The organism is Streptomyces sp. NBC_00683, from assembly GCF_036226745.1.
Taxonomy (GTDB): Bacteria; Actinomycetota; Actinomycetes; order Streptomycetales; family Streptomycetaceae; genus Streptomyces.
Genome location: NZ_CP109013.1, coordinates 7044174 through 7058543, shown reverse-complemented (window position 1 = coordinate 7058543; position 14370 = coordinate 7044174). Strand labels below are relative to the sequence as shown.

The following is a 14370-nucleotide window of genomic DNA, read 5'->3' as shown; positions in this document are numbered from 1 at the left end:
GGGTCTCAGCGGGCGAGCCGGCGGGCCTCGACTGCGGTGGCCGCGGCGGCGACGGCCCCGACGACGGGGACGGCCAGCGGCAGTACCAGTGCGCCGGAGAGCACGACGACGGCCATCCCGCAGACGAGCAGGAGGGAGCCGGCCGGGTCGCGGACCGTGCGGCGGCCCGCGGCGGCGAGGAGGGTCCGCCAGTTGTCGCCGGGCTCCCAGCACGCGGCGGCGCGTACGACCGCGACCAGGTAGCCGATCAGGGCGAGGATGCCGACGGCGCCCACGAGGGGACCGCCGGGCAGCCCGGCGCGTACGGCCGACAGGTCCAGCCACAGCAGGGCCGCGGCCGCCCACACGGACACGCCGACGAGCCAGCCGCCGCGGGCCGCGGCGCGTGCGTCGGTGACGAATTCCCGCAGGCCGCCCTGCTCGCCCGCCAGATGGCGGCGCAGGTGCCGGGTCCCCGCGGCGAAGGCCGCGGGGAACGTGAGGAGCGGCAGGGCGGCGACGGCGATCCACACGCCGGTGAGCAGGCATTCGGAGAACAGGCCGAATCGGTCCATGACACGCGAACGCCGTTCCGCGGTACGGGTCTTCGTCGTCACGGTCGCCTCAGCCCTTCAGGCCGGAGGTGGCCATGCCGTCGATCAGATAGCGCTGGAAGGCCAGGAAGAAGGCCAGCACGGGCAGCAGGGCGACCAGTGACATGGCGATCATGCCGCCGTAGTCGGCCACGGCGTCCTGGTCGATGAACATCTTCAGCCCCATGGAGACGGTGTACTTGTCCGGCTCGTTGAGGTAGAGCAGGGGGCCCATGAAGTCGTTCCAGGCGTTGATGAAGGTGAAGATGGCGCTGGTGATGAGCGCGGGCCGGCAGAGCGGCATGACGATCGACCAGTAGATCCTCAGGTGCCCGCAGCCGTCGAGCCGCGCGGCCTCGTCGAGCTCCTTGGGCAGGCCACGCATGAACTGCACCATCAGGAAGACGAAGAAGGCGTCGGTGGCGAGGTACTTGCCGATGAGCAGCGGCGTGAAGGTGTTGATCAGTTCCAGCTTCTGGAACAGCACGTACTGCGGAATGATCAGCACGTGGTACGGCAGGAGGAGGGTGCCGATCATGATGGCGAACATGACGTTGCGGCCGGCGAAGCGGACCTTCGCGAAGGCGTACGCCGTCAGCGAGCAGGACAGCACCACACCGATGACCGAACCGACAGCGATGTAAGCCGAGTTCAGGAAGAACGTCGAGATGGGGATGTCGGCGATGCCCTCGGTGAGCCGGGTGTAGTTGTCCGTGATGGGGTCGGCCGGGAACAGGTCCAGGGCACCGATGATGTCCGCGCTGGGCTTGAACGAGGCACCGATCGTCCACACCACCGGGTAGAGGACCACGGCGAGGATCAGCAGTGCACCGAGGTGCCAGGCAAATGCGCCGGGTCCCCGGCGTCGTACGGCTGCGTCTCGGAGACTCATCGGCCGCCCTCCTCGTAGTGCACCCAGCGCTTCTGGGACCAGAACAGCACGGCGGTGACCAGGCCCACCGCGACGAGCAGCAGCCATCCCATGGCGGAGGCGAAGCCCATCCGGCTGTTCACGAAGCCCTGTTCGTACAGGTAGCAGGTGTAGACGAGCGTCGCGTCGGCCGGTCCGCAGCTCCCGTTGCTGACGATGTAGGCGGAGCCGAAGATCTGGAAGGAGTGGATGGTCTCCAGCAGGACGTTGAAGAACAGCACCGGCGAGATCATCGGCAGGGTGATGTGGAAGAACCTGCGCCAGCGGCCGGCTCCGTCCACCTCGGCCGCCTCGTACAGTTCGCGCGGGACCTGCTTGAGGCCGGCCAGGAAGATGACCATCGGGGCGCCGAACTGCCAGACGGTGAGGGCGATCAACGCGTAGATGATCACCCCGGGGTCGCCGATCCAGCCGCCCACCTCGACGCCGAACACCTTCTGGGTACGGTCGACGAGGGCGTCGTCCGAGAACAGCGCGCGCCAGACGATGGCCGCCGACACGCTCGCGCCGATCAGGGACGGGGCGTAGAAGGCCGCCCGGTAGAAGGACTGGCCCCACCGCTTCTGCGCGAGCAGCATCGCGACGGCGAGTGCGGCGGCCAGCTTGACCGGGGTGCCGATCAGTACGTACCAGGAGGTGACCTTGACCGACTGGCGCCACCGGGGGTCGGCGAACATGTCGGTGAAGTTCTGCAGGCCGATCCAGCGCGGGGCTTCGAACAGGTTGTACTCGGTGAACGAGAGGTACAGCGAGAACACCATGGGCCCGGCGATCAGGAACAGGAAGCCCGCGATCCAGGGCGACATGAACAGGTAGCCGGCCAGGTTCTCGCGGCTGCCGGGCCCCTTGGGACCGGCAGGTGGCGCTGCGCCTGCGGGACCGTTCCGCTTGTCCGCGGCCCGGTCGTCCCCGGGCGCGAGCGCGCCCGGGGAGGTCTGGATGTGAGTCACCACGGTCCCTCTCAGTTCGAGGCGAGGGCGGTCTTGGCCTCGGAGAAGAACTGCTTCACGGAGTCCTTCGGCGAGGCCTTGCCCAGGGAGAGGTCGGCGGAGATGCGCAGGAAGGCCGCCTCGATCACGTCGGCGCCCGCCGGGTGCGGTGTGATGGGCTCCAGGATGCCCGCGCCGGCGATCGCGGACTCGTACGCGGCGATCGCCTTGCTGGGGGCGTCGGTGGGCTGGTAGGCCTCGAACTGGGCGGTGGTGGCGGGTACGCCCCGGTCGTACCCCATGATCCTGGCGACCGCGGGGTCGTGGGTCATGAAGCCGATGAAGGTGGCGACCTCGGCCGGGTGCTTGGTGCGCGCCGTGCCGCTGAGCATCAGCGAACCCAGGTACTGGCCGGTCTTCTTGCCGTCCGTGCTGGGGATGGGGGCGAGGCCGTAGCTGCTCTTGCCCTCGGCGCTGTAGCGGACGGAGAAGTTGTCCCAGGTGAACTCACCGGCGGACAGTCCCTTGGCGGTCGCGGAGGCGGGCTTGATCTGTTCGACCTTCTTGGGGTCGGCGTAGACACCCGACTTGACCCGTTCCAGGGCCTCGGTCCAGTACGGCAGCAGCTCGGTCTCGCCGAAGCCCATGCCGTCCTCGGTGAAGAAGGCCTTGCCGTTCTGGCGGAGTATCAGGTCGTACAGGTACATCACGCCGTGCGGTCCGGCGTCACCGGCGATCTTCTGGCCGTTCTTGATCTTCTGCAGGCCCGCGTACCAGTCGTCCCAGGTCCAGCCGATCTCGGGGGCGATGCCCGCCTTCTCGTAGACCCTCTCGTCGATGACGAGGGCCATCGAGTTGCTGCCGACCGGCACGCCGAGGAGCTTGCCGTCGACCTCGGCGAACTTCTCCAGGCCGGAACGGAAGCCGTCGAGGCTGAGGTTGCCCTTCTCCACCTGAGGGTGGAGGTCGAGGAGGACGTTCTTCGCCTCGTACTTGCGCAGGAAGGTCACGGCGTTCTGGATGACGTCCGGGGCGTTGCCGCCGGCCGCCTGCGTGTTGAACTTCTTCCAGAAGTCCGGGTACTGCTGGAAGTCCGTCTTCACCTTGATCTTCGGGTGCTTCTTCTCGAAGAGGGCGACGCACTGCTGGACCTTCTTCGCCCGGTCGTCGGCACCCCACCAGGAGTGCCGGATGGTGACCGTACCCCCGGAACTGCCGCTTCCGCCTGATCCGCAACCGGCTGCGGTCAGTCCGAGACCGGCCGCCGAGAGGCCGGCCAGCTTGAGCATCTGCCGCCGGTCCATGCCGTTGTTCCGAGACATCTCTTGCCCCCACCATCGCATTGAATCGTTTTAGAAAGCGCTTGCTGGGTCAAAGTAAGGAGCGGCACCCGGCTCGTCAACGGTTCGGACGAAAATCGGCGGAACGCCCGGCCCGCCGAACAACTGCGGCGATTTGCCCGACCGGTCGAACAACTGCACGCGAAAACGCCGATGGCCCGGAAGCTTCGACTGAAGCTTCCGGGCCATCGGTACGGGGTGGGCGATACTGGGTTCGAACCAGTGACCTCTTCGGTGTGAACGAAGCGCTCTCCCACTGAGCTAATCGCCCCGGCGCACCGCAAACATTACCCCATGTCAGCGGTGCCTCCGGACCATCAGCGGGTCACTGCTCGATCTTCCACGGCATGGTGATCCCGAACTTCCAGACGTAGATCCCGACCAGTACGGCGATGATCACGAGCCCCACCGTGGTGAGGATGATGTTGCGCCGCCGCACCTTGGGATCGAGGGCGCGCTGAGCGGCCTCGGTGACCTTGCGCCTGGTCCAGCGCAGGACGAGCTGCGCCCAGACGAACTCCGTCGCCCAGATCGCCATGCCCCCGAAGATCACCAGCCACCCGGGGCCCGGCAGCGGCAGCATCACGATGCCCGCTCCGACCACCGCGAGGCCGACGACGAAAATGCCGACCTGCCAGCTCACGTGCAACAGCCGGGACGCCTTGATGAACCCCGGCGCCCGCGAGCCCAGCTCCCTCTCGGCCGTCGCCGCATCCCCCGTCGCGGACTCCGCGGCCGGCCGTGAGGCGACCTCGCTCCGCTCGTCACTCTCCGCATTCATGAAGCCCAACCTACCCGAACGGTGTCGGTCACTGGAATGGACGCATCACCCAAAGTTACACACCGCCCCACAACACGCCCGAAGCATCACAAATAGGTCAGAGGGGTTTACAACACCACCGTAGGTGGCATGTCGATTTCGCCGACGTGCGAATCCCCGAGCGCACACTGAGCGAAAGGCCCTGGCGCTTATGAACACCACGGTCAGCTGCGAGCTGCACCTGCGCCTCGTTGTGTCGAGCGAGTCCTCACTGCCTGTACCCGCGGGCCTGCGGTATGACACGGCCGATCCCTATGCCGTGCACGCCACCTTCCACACCGGAGCGGAGGAGACGGTCGAGTGGGTTTTCGCCCGTGACCTCCTTGCCGAGGGGCTGCACAGGCCCACCGGCACCGGAGACGTCCGTGTCTGGCCATCACGTAGTCACGGCCAGGGCGTCGTCTGCATCGCACTGAGCTCCCCGGAGGGAGAAGCCCTGCTCGAAGCTCCGGCAAGGGCCCTGGAGTCGTTCCTGAAAAGGACCGACGCCGCGGTTCCGCCGGGCACCGAGCATCGTCACTTCGATCTCGACACGGAGCTCTCACACATCCTGGCCGAGAGCTGAGCCAGGCCGAGAGCTGCGGGACGCCGTCCGACTCGGGGAGACGGCGTCGCGCGGACAACCTCATACGGCAGACACCGGCGCCGTCGCCGCGGAACCCACCGCGGCGACGGCGTCGGCGCGCGCCCGGGGCGCGGGCCCTTCCGAGGCCGGGATCGTCGCTCTCGCGGGCCCTCCCGGGACCCGGGCCGTCGCTCTCGCGGGCCCCGGGACCGACGGCCTCGGCGCCGTCCTTCGCGACCCCACGCGCCCCACCCGCCCCACGGGCACCGAAGCGCCTCACGAGTGACCGCCAGGGCCGCCAGACGGCCGTCACACGCTCCGGCCGCACATCCGACCGGCAAAAGGTGCTCCCGCTCGCCCGTAAGCCCGTACCGGGCCCGTGGCGCCTTCGCCGAGCCAGTAGAGTCACCCGGCATCGGCGGGCACCCGCCCGCCGGAGGCCAGGGAGCGAAGCGTGCTGATCCCACACGACACCCGGATCGCCCTCGACACGGTGGTCGATCTGGTGAACACCGCGCCGGAGAGCGAGCCGGCCGACGGGCTCCCCGACGTCGATGCGCTCTACGACTTCGCGGAGCGCCATCTCATCAGCGGCGTGGGCGAGCTCGGCGAGAAGGACCTGCGCGCCGTACGGGACGTACGGAGCCTGTTCGCCGAAGTGTTCGCGGCGCCCGACGCCCGTACGGCCGCCGATCTCGTCAACCGGCTGGTGGCCGCCGCGGGCACCACCCCGCAGCTCACGAACCACGACGGCTACGACTGGCACGTCCACTACTTCGCGCCGGACGCCTCCGTCTCGGACCATCTCGCGGCCGACTGCGGCATGGCGCTGGCCTTCATCGTCGTGGCCGGCGAACAGGAGCGGCTGCGCCGGTGCGAGGCGCCGGACTGCCGGCGCGCGTTCGTCGACCTGTCCCGCAACCGCTCGCGCCGCTACTGCTCCAGCCGCACCTGCGGTAATCGGCTCCATGTCGCCGCGTACCGGGCCCGACGCCGGGAAGCGGCGCGCTGACGGTCGCCGCACGCGCCGGTCGGGACCCCGCAGGGTGGCGGGCGAAGCGGCGGTCCCGGAGGCCGGTGCCCGCTCACAGCAGAAAGAGATCATGCAGCGCGGCCATCAGCAGGAGACTGCCGATCACCGTCAGAAAGATCATCAGGGGTGGCTGGGACAGCGCGAAGAGGCAGCCACGCGGCTCTTCGGCAGGGGATGCGGGGGCCTCGCCCCGGTATGTGTCCACCATCTCGAAGCGATCATGACGCAGAGGCACCCCCGTTGGCGATCAACACGCCTTTTCGCACGGGGAGTTCACCCCCTGTGTACGGGGTGGATTCGCTCCGGCGTCCGATCCCCCGTCACACATTCGCACCCGTCGCCCACGGCCCGTGCAGCCCGCTCCGGGCTCGGTCCGGGCGTCAGCGCGGACCGGCGCTGGACGCGCGTACGACGAGCTCCGGCTGGAGCACCACGCTGCGGTGCCGGTGGCTGCCGTCCCCGTCGTCCGCCTCCTCGAGAAGGAGTTCCGCCGCCATCCTGCCCATGAGCACGGCGGGCTGCCTGACCGAGGTCAGCGGCACGGCGGCCGCCGCGGCGAACTCGATGTCGTCGTAACCGACGATGGCGACGTCCTGGGGCACCCGGACGCCCGCCGCGTAGAGCGACTGAAGGACGCCGAGGGCGAGCAGGTCGTTGGCGCAGAAGACGGCGGTCGGCCGCGGTACGAGGCCGAGCAGCCGGGCCCCGGCGTCCCGGCCCGCCGCCACGTCCAGGCGGTCGGACGGGATCTCCACGAGGGCCTCGGGGCCGAGTCCGGCCTCGGCGAGGGCGGAGAGGGCACCCTCACGGCGGTCCCTGATCTGGTGCAGGTCGCCGGGGCCGCTGACATAGGCGACGGAGCGGTGCCCCGCCGTGACGAGGTGCCCGACGGCGAGCTTGCCGCCGCGTACGTCGTCGACGGAGACGGCACAGGTCTCGGCGCCCGGGGCGACCCGGTCCACGAGCACGTACGGAATCCGGTGGCGGCCGAACGCCTCGAGGTTGCCGCCGGTGGCGTCGGCCGGGGTGACGAGCACCCCGCAGACACGCTGTTCGGCGAAGAGACCGAGGTATTCGGCCTCCTCCTCCGCGCTCTGGCCGCTGTTGCAGACCATCACGCCGAGGCCGGCGTCCCGGGCGGCCCGTTCCGCGCCGCGGGCGATGTCGACGAAGAAGGGGTTGCCCATGTCGAGGACGAGCAGGGCCATGATCCGGCTGCGGCCCGCCCTGAGCTGCCTGGCCGACTCGCTGCGTACGTAACCGAGCTCCTCGATCGCCGCCAGCACCCGGGCCCGGGTGTCCGGAAGCACCGCCTCGGGGCGGTTGATCACATTGGAGACGGTGCCCACCGAGACTCCGGCCTGCCGGGCCACATCCTTGATCCCTGCCACACGCGCCACTTGCCCTGCCCCACTGATGCGTCCGGCCGCCGCGCACCGGCGCGGCGTATCCCTGTCGTGCGGACGGCATCCGGCACGATCCGCCGGCCCGTCGTCCTTGCCCTGCGGCCCAGGAATGAATTGTTTCAATCCGTCCGGGACGCTAGCTCCATCCCCGCATTACCGTCAAGATCGGATCGAAGCAACCCCGAATATACCGATGCGTGAAGCGGGCGCGAGCGGCTCGCGCACGCCTCCCGGCATGAATCGATTCATATTACAGGCGTCATCGCGTTGCCGCGCGGCGCCCGGACGCGCCCTGTCAGATGCCGTGCTTCTTCAGGATCGCCTCGATGTCACTGAAGTCCTCACCGGGCGCGGCGGCCTGCTGCGGCTTCTTCTTCGGCTGCGACTGCGGCTGCGGGCGGGCCGTCGTACTCGCGGATGTCAGTGAGGGTGCCGACGCGGCCGGGGCGACGGCATCGCCGCGCGAGGCGGCCCGCGCGGCCTTGCGCTCCTTGCGGGTGGAGCCACCACGACGTTCCACGGCCCGTGTGGTCATGAAGAGGAGCCACGCCAGCGCGAGCAGCCCGAAGCCGAGCCAGACGCTGGGCTTGAACACGATGTCGGACAACCACTCGACGACACCGGTCATGACGAGGCCGACAGGCACCAGCGAGTAGGCGGCGATCCTGGTCGCCGCGAGGAATCGCTTGCGGTACGCGGTGATCGCGGCGATGCCCAGGCCTGCCGCCGACACCGCGGAACAGATGGTCTCGGCAAGCATCGGTGCCTCCAGCACATCGGGAAACGTCCCTTCCATCCTGCACCGGTCACGGCTCAGGGGCCACGGTCCCGGGCCACATCAGGGACATTTCAGGGCCGCGGTCCTCCCCAGGTGCCGATTGGGAAGCGCAGGTCCGGCCTGAAAGACTGATCCCATGAGCGATTCCACCCCCGCAGCACCGGTCGTCCTGGACATCTGGTGCGAGCTCGAGTGCCCCGACTGCCATCTGGCCCTCGCCGATGTCCACGCCCTTCGCGCCCGCTACGGCGACCGGCTGGAGATCCGGCTGCGCCACTTCCCGCTGGAGAAGCACAAGCACGCGTACGCCGCGGCGCAGGCGGCCGAGGAGGCCGTCGAGCAGGGCAAGGGGTGGCCGTACATCGAGGCCGTCCTGGCCCGCACCGCCGATCTCGCCCGTACCGGTGAGCCCGTGCTGCTCGATGTGGCACGCGAACTGGGGCTGGACGCCGATGAGTTCGACACCGCGCTGATCGACGGCCGGCACATGCTGATCGTCGACGCGGACCAGGCCGAGGGCAAGGCCATCGGAGTCACCGGAACCCCGACGTATGTGATCGGTGACGAGCGGCTGGACGGCGGCAAGAGCCAGGAAGGTCTGCGCGAGCGGATCGAGGAGATCGCCGACCGTCTGCTGGCCGACCGCGGCTGACGTCGGGTCCGCCTGCCGGCGGCGGGCCGCCGCCGGCCGCGAGGGCCGCCTACAGCGCCTTGGCCAGGTTGTACTGGGTCGGCTCGTAACCGAGCGACTCGTACAGCCGCAGCGCGGGCGTGTTGGACGCGAAGACGTGCAGGCCGAGCCTGCCCAGCCCCGAGTCGAGCGTGATGTCCTCGGCACGGTGCATCAGCGCACGGCCGTATCCGCGTCCGCGGTGCTCTTCCCGGACCTCGACATCGAAGACGTATCCCATCGCCTCGCCCTGCGGCGTCTCGTGCCGCGCCACCCACACGTGGCCGATGACGTCGCCGCCGTGGACGAGGACGTGGAAGTGCATGCCCTCGGTGGCCAGACCGTCCGGCAGGTTCGTGGCGTGGTCGGTCTCGGACTTCCGCCGGGCCTGCTCCTCCGGGACGCCGCGCTCGATCCAGTTCTGCGCATACGTCTCGACGCTCGTGCGCGCCCAGTCGGCGAATTCCTGGCCGCTCATGGGACGCCCCGTGACCCCGTCCGGGAGTGCGGGTGCGGTCCGCCGGAGCTCCTTGACCATGTTCCGGCTGCGCTCGGTGTAGCCGAGCACGGCCCCGAGCCCCCGGGCTGCCTCGTTGTCCGCGGGAGCCACGAGCCGGACCTGGGTGCAGCCCCAGCTGCGCAGCACCTCCTCCGCGGCGAGGGCGGCAATGGTGCCCCGGCCCCGCCTGCGGTGCGGTTCCTCGATGCGCAGCGACCGGACTATTCCGGCCGACGCGCCGAACACCGGATCGGTGGAGATCGCGACAGCACCGACGGGACGCCCGTTGTCGCACACGTCGTACGTGCGTTCCTGTGCGCCGTCGGCGCCTTGCTGGATCGGCCCGGTCGGCCGGAGGGTGGTGGTCATCAGGGGTGTTCTATCCGCTGGGCCTCGGTCCGTCACCTGTTTTTGCCGGACGGGCTCAGGGATCGAGGTCGTCACCCGCGCGCTCGTCGAAGATCCGCATCGCCTTCGCGGTCACCGGCCCCGGAGCGCCCGGCAGCTCACGTCCGTCCACCCGGTGAACGGCCTGGATGTCCCGGAGCGTGGAGGTCAGGAAGACCTCCTCGGCGCTCCCGAGGATGTCCAGCGGCAGCTCCGTCTCCTGCGCACCGGTCCACTCCACGGCCAGTGCGCGGGTGATCCCGGCGAGGCACCCGGAGGTGAGGGGAGGAGTGTGGATCCTGCCGTCGAGCACGACGAAGACATTGGATCCGGTGCCCTCGCAGAGCTGCCCGACCGTGTTGGGGAAGAGCGCCTCGGAGGCGCCCTGCTCGTGGGCGCGTGCGAGGGCGACGACGTTCTCCGCGTACGAGGTCGTCTTGAGCCCGGCCACCGCGCTGCGTTCGTTGCGCGTCCACGGGACGGTGATCACCGCTGTGCTGTCGGGACGGCGCGACGTCTCGCCGAGCGCGACGACGAGGCTGGGACCCGCGTCTCCGCGGTCGGAGCCGAGGGGCGAGAGGCCGCCGGTGTACGTGATCCGCAGCCGGCCGAGCGCCATGGGGTTGGCCGCGATGACGGCCTCCGCGGCGTGGCGGACCTCGTCCGGGTCGGGGTCGGACAGTCCGAGGCCCCGGGCCGAGCGCGTCAGCCGGTCGAGATGCCGGGTGAGGGCGAAGGGGCGGCCCTGGGCGACCCTGACCGTCTCGAAGACGCCGTCCCCCACGGTCAGCCCGTGATCGAGCACGGACACCCGTGCGTCATCGGCGTCCCGGAGTCCGCCGTTGACCCAAATCCTCATGACGCGGTCCTTCCTGTCTCCTCGTAGGCGCCCGACGCTACAGCGAGCAGCCGGGACGCCTTCAGCTCGGTCTCCGCCCATTCGCGCTGCGGGTCGGATCCCCAGGTGATGCCGGCTCCGGTGCCGAAGCGCAGCTCGGGTGCGGTGCCCGTGCGGTCGATCCAGAAGGTCCTTATACCGACGGCCAGTTCCGCGGTGCCCTTGTCCGCGTCGACCCAGCCGATTCCTCCGCAGTACGGACCGCGCGGCGATGTCTCCAGGGCGTCGATGATCCGCAGCGCACTGGACTTGGGGGCACCGGTGACGGATCCGGGCGGAAACGCGGCGGCGAGCAGGTCCGGCCAGCCGGCGCCGTCGGCCAGCCGGCCGCGCACGGTGGAGACGAGGTGGACGAGTCCGGGGTGCTTCTCCACCACGCAGAGGTCGGGGACGCTCACGCTGCCGGTCGCGCACACCCGGCCCAGGTCGTTGCGGACCAGGTCGACGATCATCACGTTCTCGGCGTGGTCCTTCTCCAGCAGATCGTCCTCGGTCCGCCCGGTTCCCTTGATCGGCCCGGACTCGACGATCCGGCCCTCGCGCCTCAGGAAGAGCTCCGGGGAGGCGGTGGCTATCTCGACGCCCTGGGCGGGCAGCCGGATCGTCCCCGCGTAGGGAGCGGGGTTGCCGCGGGCCAGCAGGGCGGTGAGGGCGTCCACGTCGGCGGCGGGGCCGGGCAGCGGTGCGGACAGGACCCGGCAGAGGTTGGCCTGGTAGACCTCGCCCGCCGCGATGTGTTCACGGATCCGCCGTACTCCGGCCTTGTAGGCGTCCTCGTCGAGCGATGAGATCCAGTCCTGCGGCGCCGGTCCACGCCAGGCCCCGGGTACGGGAAGGGGCACCTGCTCGGTCCGTACGGTGGAGAAGCGGGCGCAGACGAGACGGCCCTCGAAATCGGCGGATACAGCCCAGAAACCGGATGATTCGAGAGCCGCAGGATCGCTGGTCACATCCTGCAGGCCTGAGGCGATGAGGCCGCCGAAGCGGGCCATGGGAGCTAGGTCGTGCACTCTGGTGAGTCTAGAACGGTGCGGGGTGACCTGCGGCGGGGCGGAGGCAGCGCAGCACGCTGCGCAAACGCGTTTTTGTGCTGGCCCGGGAATCCGCTAGAGTTCAACACGTCACCGGGACGCGCAAGCCGACCGGGAATGACAAGCGGACGTAGCTCAGTTGGTAGAGCGCAACCTTGCCAAGGTTGAGGTCGCCAGTTCGAACCTGGTCGTCCGCTCGCAGAAGGTGGGGGATCTTCCCGAACCCCCATCCCTGGTGGAGTGGCCGAGAGGCGAGGCAACGGCCTGCAAAGCCGTCTACACGGGTTCAAATCCCGTCTCCACCTCCAAGGACGATTAGCTCAGCGGGAGAGCACTTCCCTGACACGGAAGGGGTCACTGGTTCAATCCCAGTATCGTCCACCGGTCCGCAAGGACCCCCGCGCGATTAGCTCAGCGGGAGAGCGCTTCCCTGACACGGAAGAGGTCACTGGTTCAATCCCAGTATCGCGCACGCAGTACACGCAGGGTCACCCTGCGCGATTAGCTCAGCGGGAGAGCGCTTCCCTGACACGGAAGAGGTCACTGGTTCAATCCCAGTATCGCGCACCGTTCGAAGCCCCCGGTCGTCTCGACGACCGGGGGCTTCTTCGTTGTCCTGCGGGTCAGCCGGTGAAGAGCTGGGTGGCCTTGCGGGCCAGTTCGTACAGCCCGTAGCCGAACGGCACGGCGACCCAGAGCCAGACGAGGACCATGAGCGGCTTACGACTCCTGGTGGACACGGGGGCTGCTCCCTTCCGATGTCTCGTGGAAGCGCGGATGGACGGGGCGTATGCACTCGTTGGCCACGAAGCCGACGATCAGCAGCCCGATCATGATGGTCAGGGAGGTCGAGTAGAGGCTGGGACCGCTGTGGCCTGCGCGCTCCCCCGCGTCGGCGACCCTGTTGACGATCAGCGGACCGAGCACGCCCGCCGTGGACCAGGCGGTCAGCAGCCGGCCGTGGATGGCTCCGACCTGGTACGTGCCGAAGAGGTCCCTCAGATAGGCGGGAGCGGTCGCGAACCCTCCTCCGTAGAAGGAGAGGATCACCAGCGCGCAGCAGATGAAAAGCGGCTTGGAGTCGTTGCCGAGCCGGTCGATCATCACGTACATCAGCGCGCCGACACCGAGGTAGACGCGGTACATGTTCTTGCGGCCGATCAGGTCCGAGGTGGACGACCACAGAAGACGGCCGCCCATGTTGGCCAGCGAGAGCAGGGCGACGAAGCCTGCCGCCGCGGAGACCGACACCGGGGTGGAGGTGTCCGCGAAGAAGTCCTGGATCATGGGCACGGCCTTCTCGAGGATGCCGATGCCCGCGGTGACGTTCATGCACAGGACCACCCACAGGCACCAGAACTGCGGTGTGCGCAGGGCGTTGCGGGCGGAGACCTGGGCGTTGGTGACGAGCCTGCGGGTTTCCTGCTTCGGCTCCCAGCCGTCGGGGAGCCAGCCGTCCGGCGGCACCCGCACCAGGAGGACGCCGAGCGCCATGAACGCCGCGTAGACGACGCCGTGGACGAGGAAGGCGGTCGCGATGCCGGAGCGGTCCGTACCGAAGCTCTCGAGCATGCCCGTGGACCAGGGCGAGGCTATGAGGGCGCCGCCGCCGAAGCCCATGATGGCGATGCCCGTGGCCATGCCGGGGCGGTCGGGGAACCACTTGATGAGGGTGGAGACCGGAGAGATGTAGCCGATGCCGAGCCCGATCCCGCCGATGAAGCCGTAGCCGAGGACGACGAGCCAGTACTGGCCGGTGGCCGCGCCGAGGGCGGCTACGAGGAAGCCGGAGGAGAAGCAGACGAGGGAGACGGCCATCGCCCAGCGGGGACCGTTGCGTTCGACGAGTGTGCCGCCGAAGGCCGCGGAGAGGCCCAGCATCACGATGCCCAGTTGGAACGGGAGGGCGCTCACGGTGCCCGACAGCCCGAGGGCGGATTCGAGCGGGGGCTTGAACACGCTCCAGGCGTAGGCCTGTCCGATGGAGAGGTGCACGGCGAGCGCGGCGGGTGGCACGAGCCAGCGGCTCCAGCCCGGGGGCGCGACAGTTCGGGACCTGTCGAGGAAGTTCATGGCCCCGCACTCTAGGCAGCGATCATGCTCATGACTAGATCAGGAACCGAACTTCGTCGACGGTATGCAATGCGGCGCGACGGGCCCGGACGCAACGCGCCCGGGCCCCGCAGGGGTTCAGGAGGAGAAGAGCATCCGGCCGAAGCTCTTCTGGCGGTGGTGTCCGTGGTGCCCGCCGTGGTGCGGCGCACCCCACGCGGGAGCCGGGGCCGCGGGGTACGCCTGCGGGGCGGCGGGGTACGCCTGCGGGGCGGGCGGAGCGGGCGGGGCCTGCTGCGACCACTGCGACTCCAGGCGGGTCAGCGACTCCAGCTCGCCGTAGTCGAGGAATATCCCGCGGCAGCCGGTGCACTGCTCGATCTGGACACCGTTGCGGTTGTACGTGTTCATCTGCGCATGGCACTTGGGACACTGGATCATCGGGCCGGCTCCTCACCG

The 14370-nt window shown here is 69.3% G+C and carries 17 protein-coding genes and 6 tRNA genes; 8 read left to right on the top strand and 15 right to left on the bottom strand.

The genetic code is table 11. From position 1 onward, the window contains the following. Positions 1-5: 5 nt before the first annotated feature. The 6 genes from OG257_RS31515 to OG257_RS31490 form a co-directional block, all read right to left on the bottom strand. Entirely contained in the window at positions 6-554 is a 549-nt protein-coding gene (locus tag OG257_RS31515; RefSeq protein WP_329215450.1) for a hypothetical protein, read from the bottom strand. A 49-nt stretch (positions 555-603) separates the two neighbouring features. After that, positions 604-1464 carry a carbohydrate ABC transporter permease gene (locus tag OG257_RS31510; RefSeq protein WP_329212890.1) on the bottom strand — a complete coding sequence of 287 codons (861 nt, stop codon included), beginning with the start codon at positions 1462-1464 and terminating at the stop codon, positions 604-606. Next, the gene (locus OG257_RS31505; RefSeq protein WP_329215448.1) at positions 1461-2453 is read right to left on the bottom strand and encodes a carbohydrate ABC transporter permease; all 993 of its coding nucleotides are present in this window, start codon (positions 2451-2453) and stop codon (positions 1461-1463) included. The genes OG257_RS31510 and OG257_RS31505 overlap by 4 nt, the downstream gene beginning before the upstream one ends. 11 nt (positions 2454-2464) lie before the next feature. Beyond that, positions 2465-3754 (bottom strand): ABC transporter substrate-binding protein, encoded by a 1290-nt coding sequence (locus OG257_RS31500; RefSeq protein ID WP_329212889.1) that lies wholly within the window; start codon positions 3752-3754, stop codon positions 2465-2467. A gap of 217 nt (positions 3755-3971) precedes the next feature. Continuing rightward, a tRNA-Val gene (locus OG257_RS31495) sits at positions 3972-4043 on the bottom strand. Positions 4044-4097: 54 nt separating this feature from the next. After that, on the bottom strand, positions 4098-4553 hold the full coding sequence (locus OG257_RS31490; protein WP_329212888.1) for a TIGR02611 family protein: 456 nt from the start codon (positions 4551-4553) through the stop codon (positions 4098-4100). A 190-nt stretch (positions 4554-4743) separates the two neighbouring features. Between OG257_RS31490 and OG257_RS31485 the strand changes: the two genes are divergently transcribed. Continuing rightward, positions 4744-5157, top strand: coding sequence for an SsgA family sporulation/cell division regulator (locus OG257_RS31485; RefSeq protein ID WP_003959770.1), 414 nt, complete (start codon positions 4744-4746; stop codon positions 5155-5157). A 454-nt stretch (positions 5158-5611) separates the two neighbouring features. Continuing rightward, on the top strand, positions 5612-6169 hold the full coding sequence (locus OG257_RS31480) for a CGNR zinc finger domain-containing protein (protein WP_329212887.1): 558 nt from the start codon (positions 5612-5614) through the stop codon (positions 6167-6169). 73 nt (positions 6170-6242) lie between these two features. Here the strand turns inward: OG257_RS31480 and OG257_RS31475 are convergent, their stop codons facing one another. From OG257_RS31475 to OG257_RS31465, 3 genes are all read right to left on the bottom strand, one after another. Further along, positions 6243-6398, bottom strand: coding sequence for a hypothetical protein (locus OG257_RS31475; protein ID WP_329212886.1), 156 nt, complete (start codon positions 6396-6398; stop codon positions 6243-6245). Positions 6399-6570: 172 nt separating this feature from the next. After that, complete coding sequence (locus tag OG257_RS31470) at positions 6571-7590, bottom strand: LacI family DNA-binding transcriptional regulator (protein ID WP_329212885.1); 1020 nt, start codon at positions 7588-7590, stop codon at positions 6571-6573. 301 nt (positions 7591-7891) lie between these two features. Further along, positions 7892-8356, bottom strand: a complete 465-nt coding sequence (locus OG257_RS31465; protein WP_329212884.1) for a hypothetical protein — start codon at positions 8354-8356, stop codon at positions 7892-7894. Between the two features lie 154 nt (positions 8357-8510). Between OG257_RS31465 and OG257_RS31460 the strand changes: the two genes are divergently transcribed. Further along, positions 8511-9026 carry a DsbA family protein gene (locus OG257_RS31460; protein WP_329212883.1) on the top strand — a complete coding sequence of 172 codons (516 nt, stop codon included), beginning with the start codon at positions 8511-8513 and terminating at the stop codon, positions 9024-9026. Between the two features lie 49 nt (positions 9027-9075). On the opposite strand, the gene OG257_RS31455 is transcribed toward OG257_RS31460, so the two are convergent. Genes OG257_RS31455 through OG257_RS31445 form a run of 3 tightly spaced genes read right to left on the bottom strand, consistent with a single transcriptional unit; the run spans position 9076 to position 11820 of the window. Next, positions 9076-9912 (bottom strand): GNAT family N-acetyltransferase, encoded by an 837-nt coding sequence (locus tag OG257_RS31455; RefSeq protein ID WP_329212882.1) that lies wholly within the window; start codon positions 9910-9912, stop codon positions 9076-9078. A 55-nt stretch (positions 9913-9967) separates the two neighbouring features. Further along, on the bottom strand, positions 9968-10789 hold the full coding sequence (locus OG257_RS31450) for an aminotransferase class IV (RefSeq protein ID WP_329212881.1): 822 nt from the start codon (positions 10787-10789) through the stop codon (positions 9968-9970). Beyond that, positions 10786-11820, bottom strand: a complete 1035-nt coding sequence (locus tag OG257_RS31445) for a chorismate-binding protein (RefSeq protein ID WP_329215446.1) — start codon at positions 11818-11820, stop codon at positions 10786-10788. Before OG257_RS31445 ends, OG257_RS31450 begins: the two co-directional genes overlap by 4 nt. Before the next feature lie 163 nt (positions 11821-11983). Between OG257_RS31445 and OG257_RS31440 the strand changes: the two genes are divergently transcribed. The 5 genes from OG257_RS31440 (at position 11984) to OG257_RS31420 (ending at position 12426) form a co-directional block, all read left to right on the top strand. After that, positions 11984-12056, top strand: a tRNA-Gly gene (locus OG257_RS31440). Positions 12057-12093: 37 nt separating this feature from the next. Beyond that, positions 12094-12167: transfer RNA gene (locus tag OG257_RS31435), tRNA-Cys, on the top strand. Position 12168: 1 nt separating this feature from the next. Then, positions 12169-12240: transfer RNA gene (locus OG257_RS31430), tRNA-Val, on the top strand. 19 nt (positions 12241-12259) lie between these two features. After that, positions 12260-12331 (top strand) — tRNA-Val (locus OG257_RS31425). A 23-nt stretch (positions 12332-12354) separates the two neighbouring features. Further along, positions 12355-12426 (top strand) — tRNA-Val (locus tag OG257_RS31420). Between the two features lie 56 nt (positions 12427-12482). Here OG257_RS31420 and OG257_RS37275 read toward each other — a convergent pair. The 3 genes from OG257_RS37275 to OG257_RS31410 form a co-directional block, all read right to left on the bottom strand. Then, on the bottom strand, positions 12483-12599 hold the full coding sequence (locus OG257_RS37275; protein ID WP_443054508.1) for an MFS transporter small subunit: 117 nt from the start codon (positions 12597-12599) through the stop codon (positions 12483-12485). Further along, positions 12580-13932: an L-lactate MFS transporter gene (locus tag OG257_RS31415; protein ID WP_329212880.1), complete on the bottom strand. Its 1353-nt coding sequence runs from the start codon at positions 13930-13932 to the stop codon at positions 12580-12582. The genes OG257_RS37275 and OG257_RS31415 overlap by 20 nt, the downstream gene beginning before the upstream one ends. 117 nt (positions 13933-14049) lie before the next feature. Further along, complete coding sequence (locus OG257_RS31410; RefSeq protein WP_329212879.1) at positions 14050-14352, bottom strand: TFIIB-type zinc ribbon-containing protein; 303 nt, start codon at positions 14350-14352, stop codon at positions 14050-14052. Positions 14353-14370: the final 18 nt, after the last annotated feature.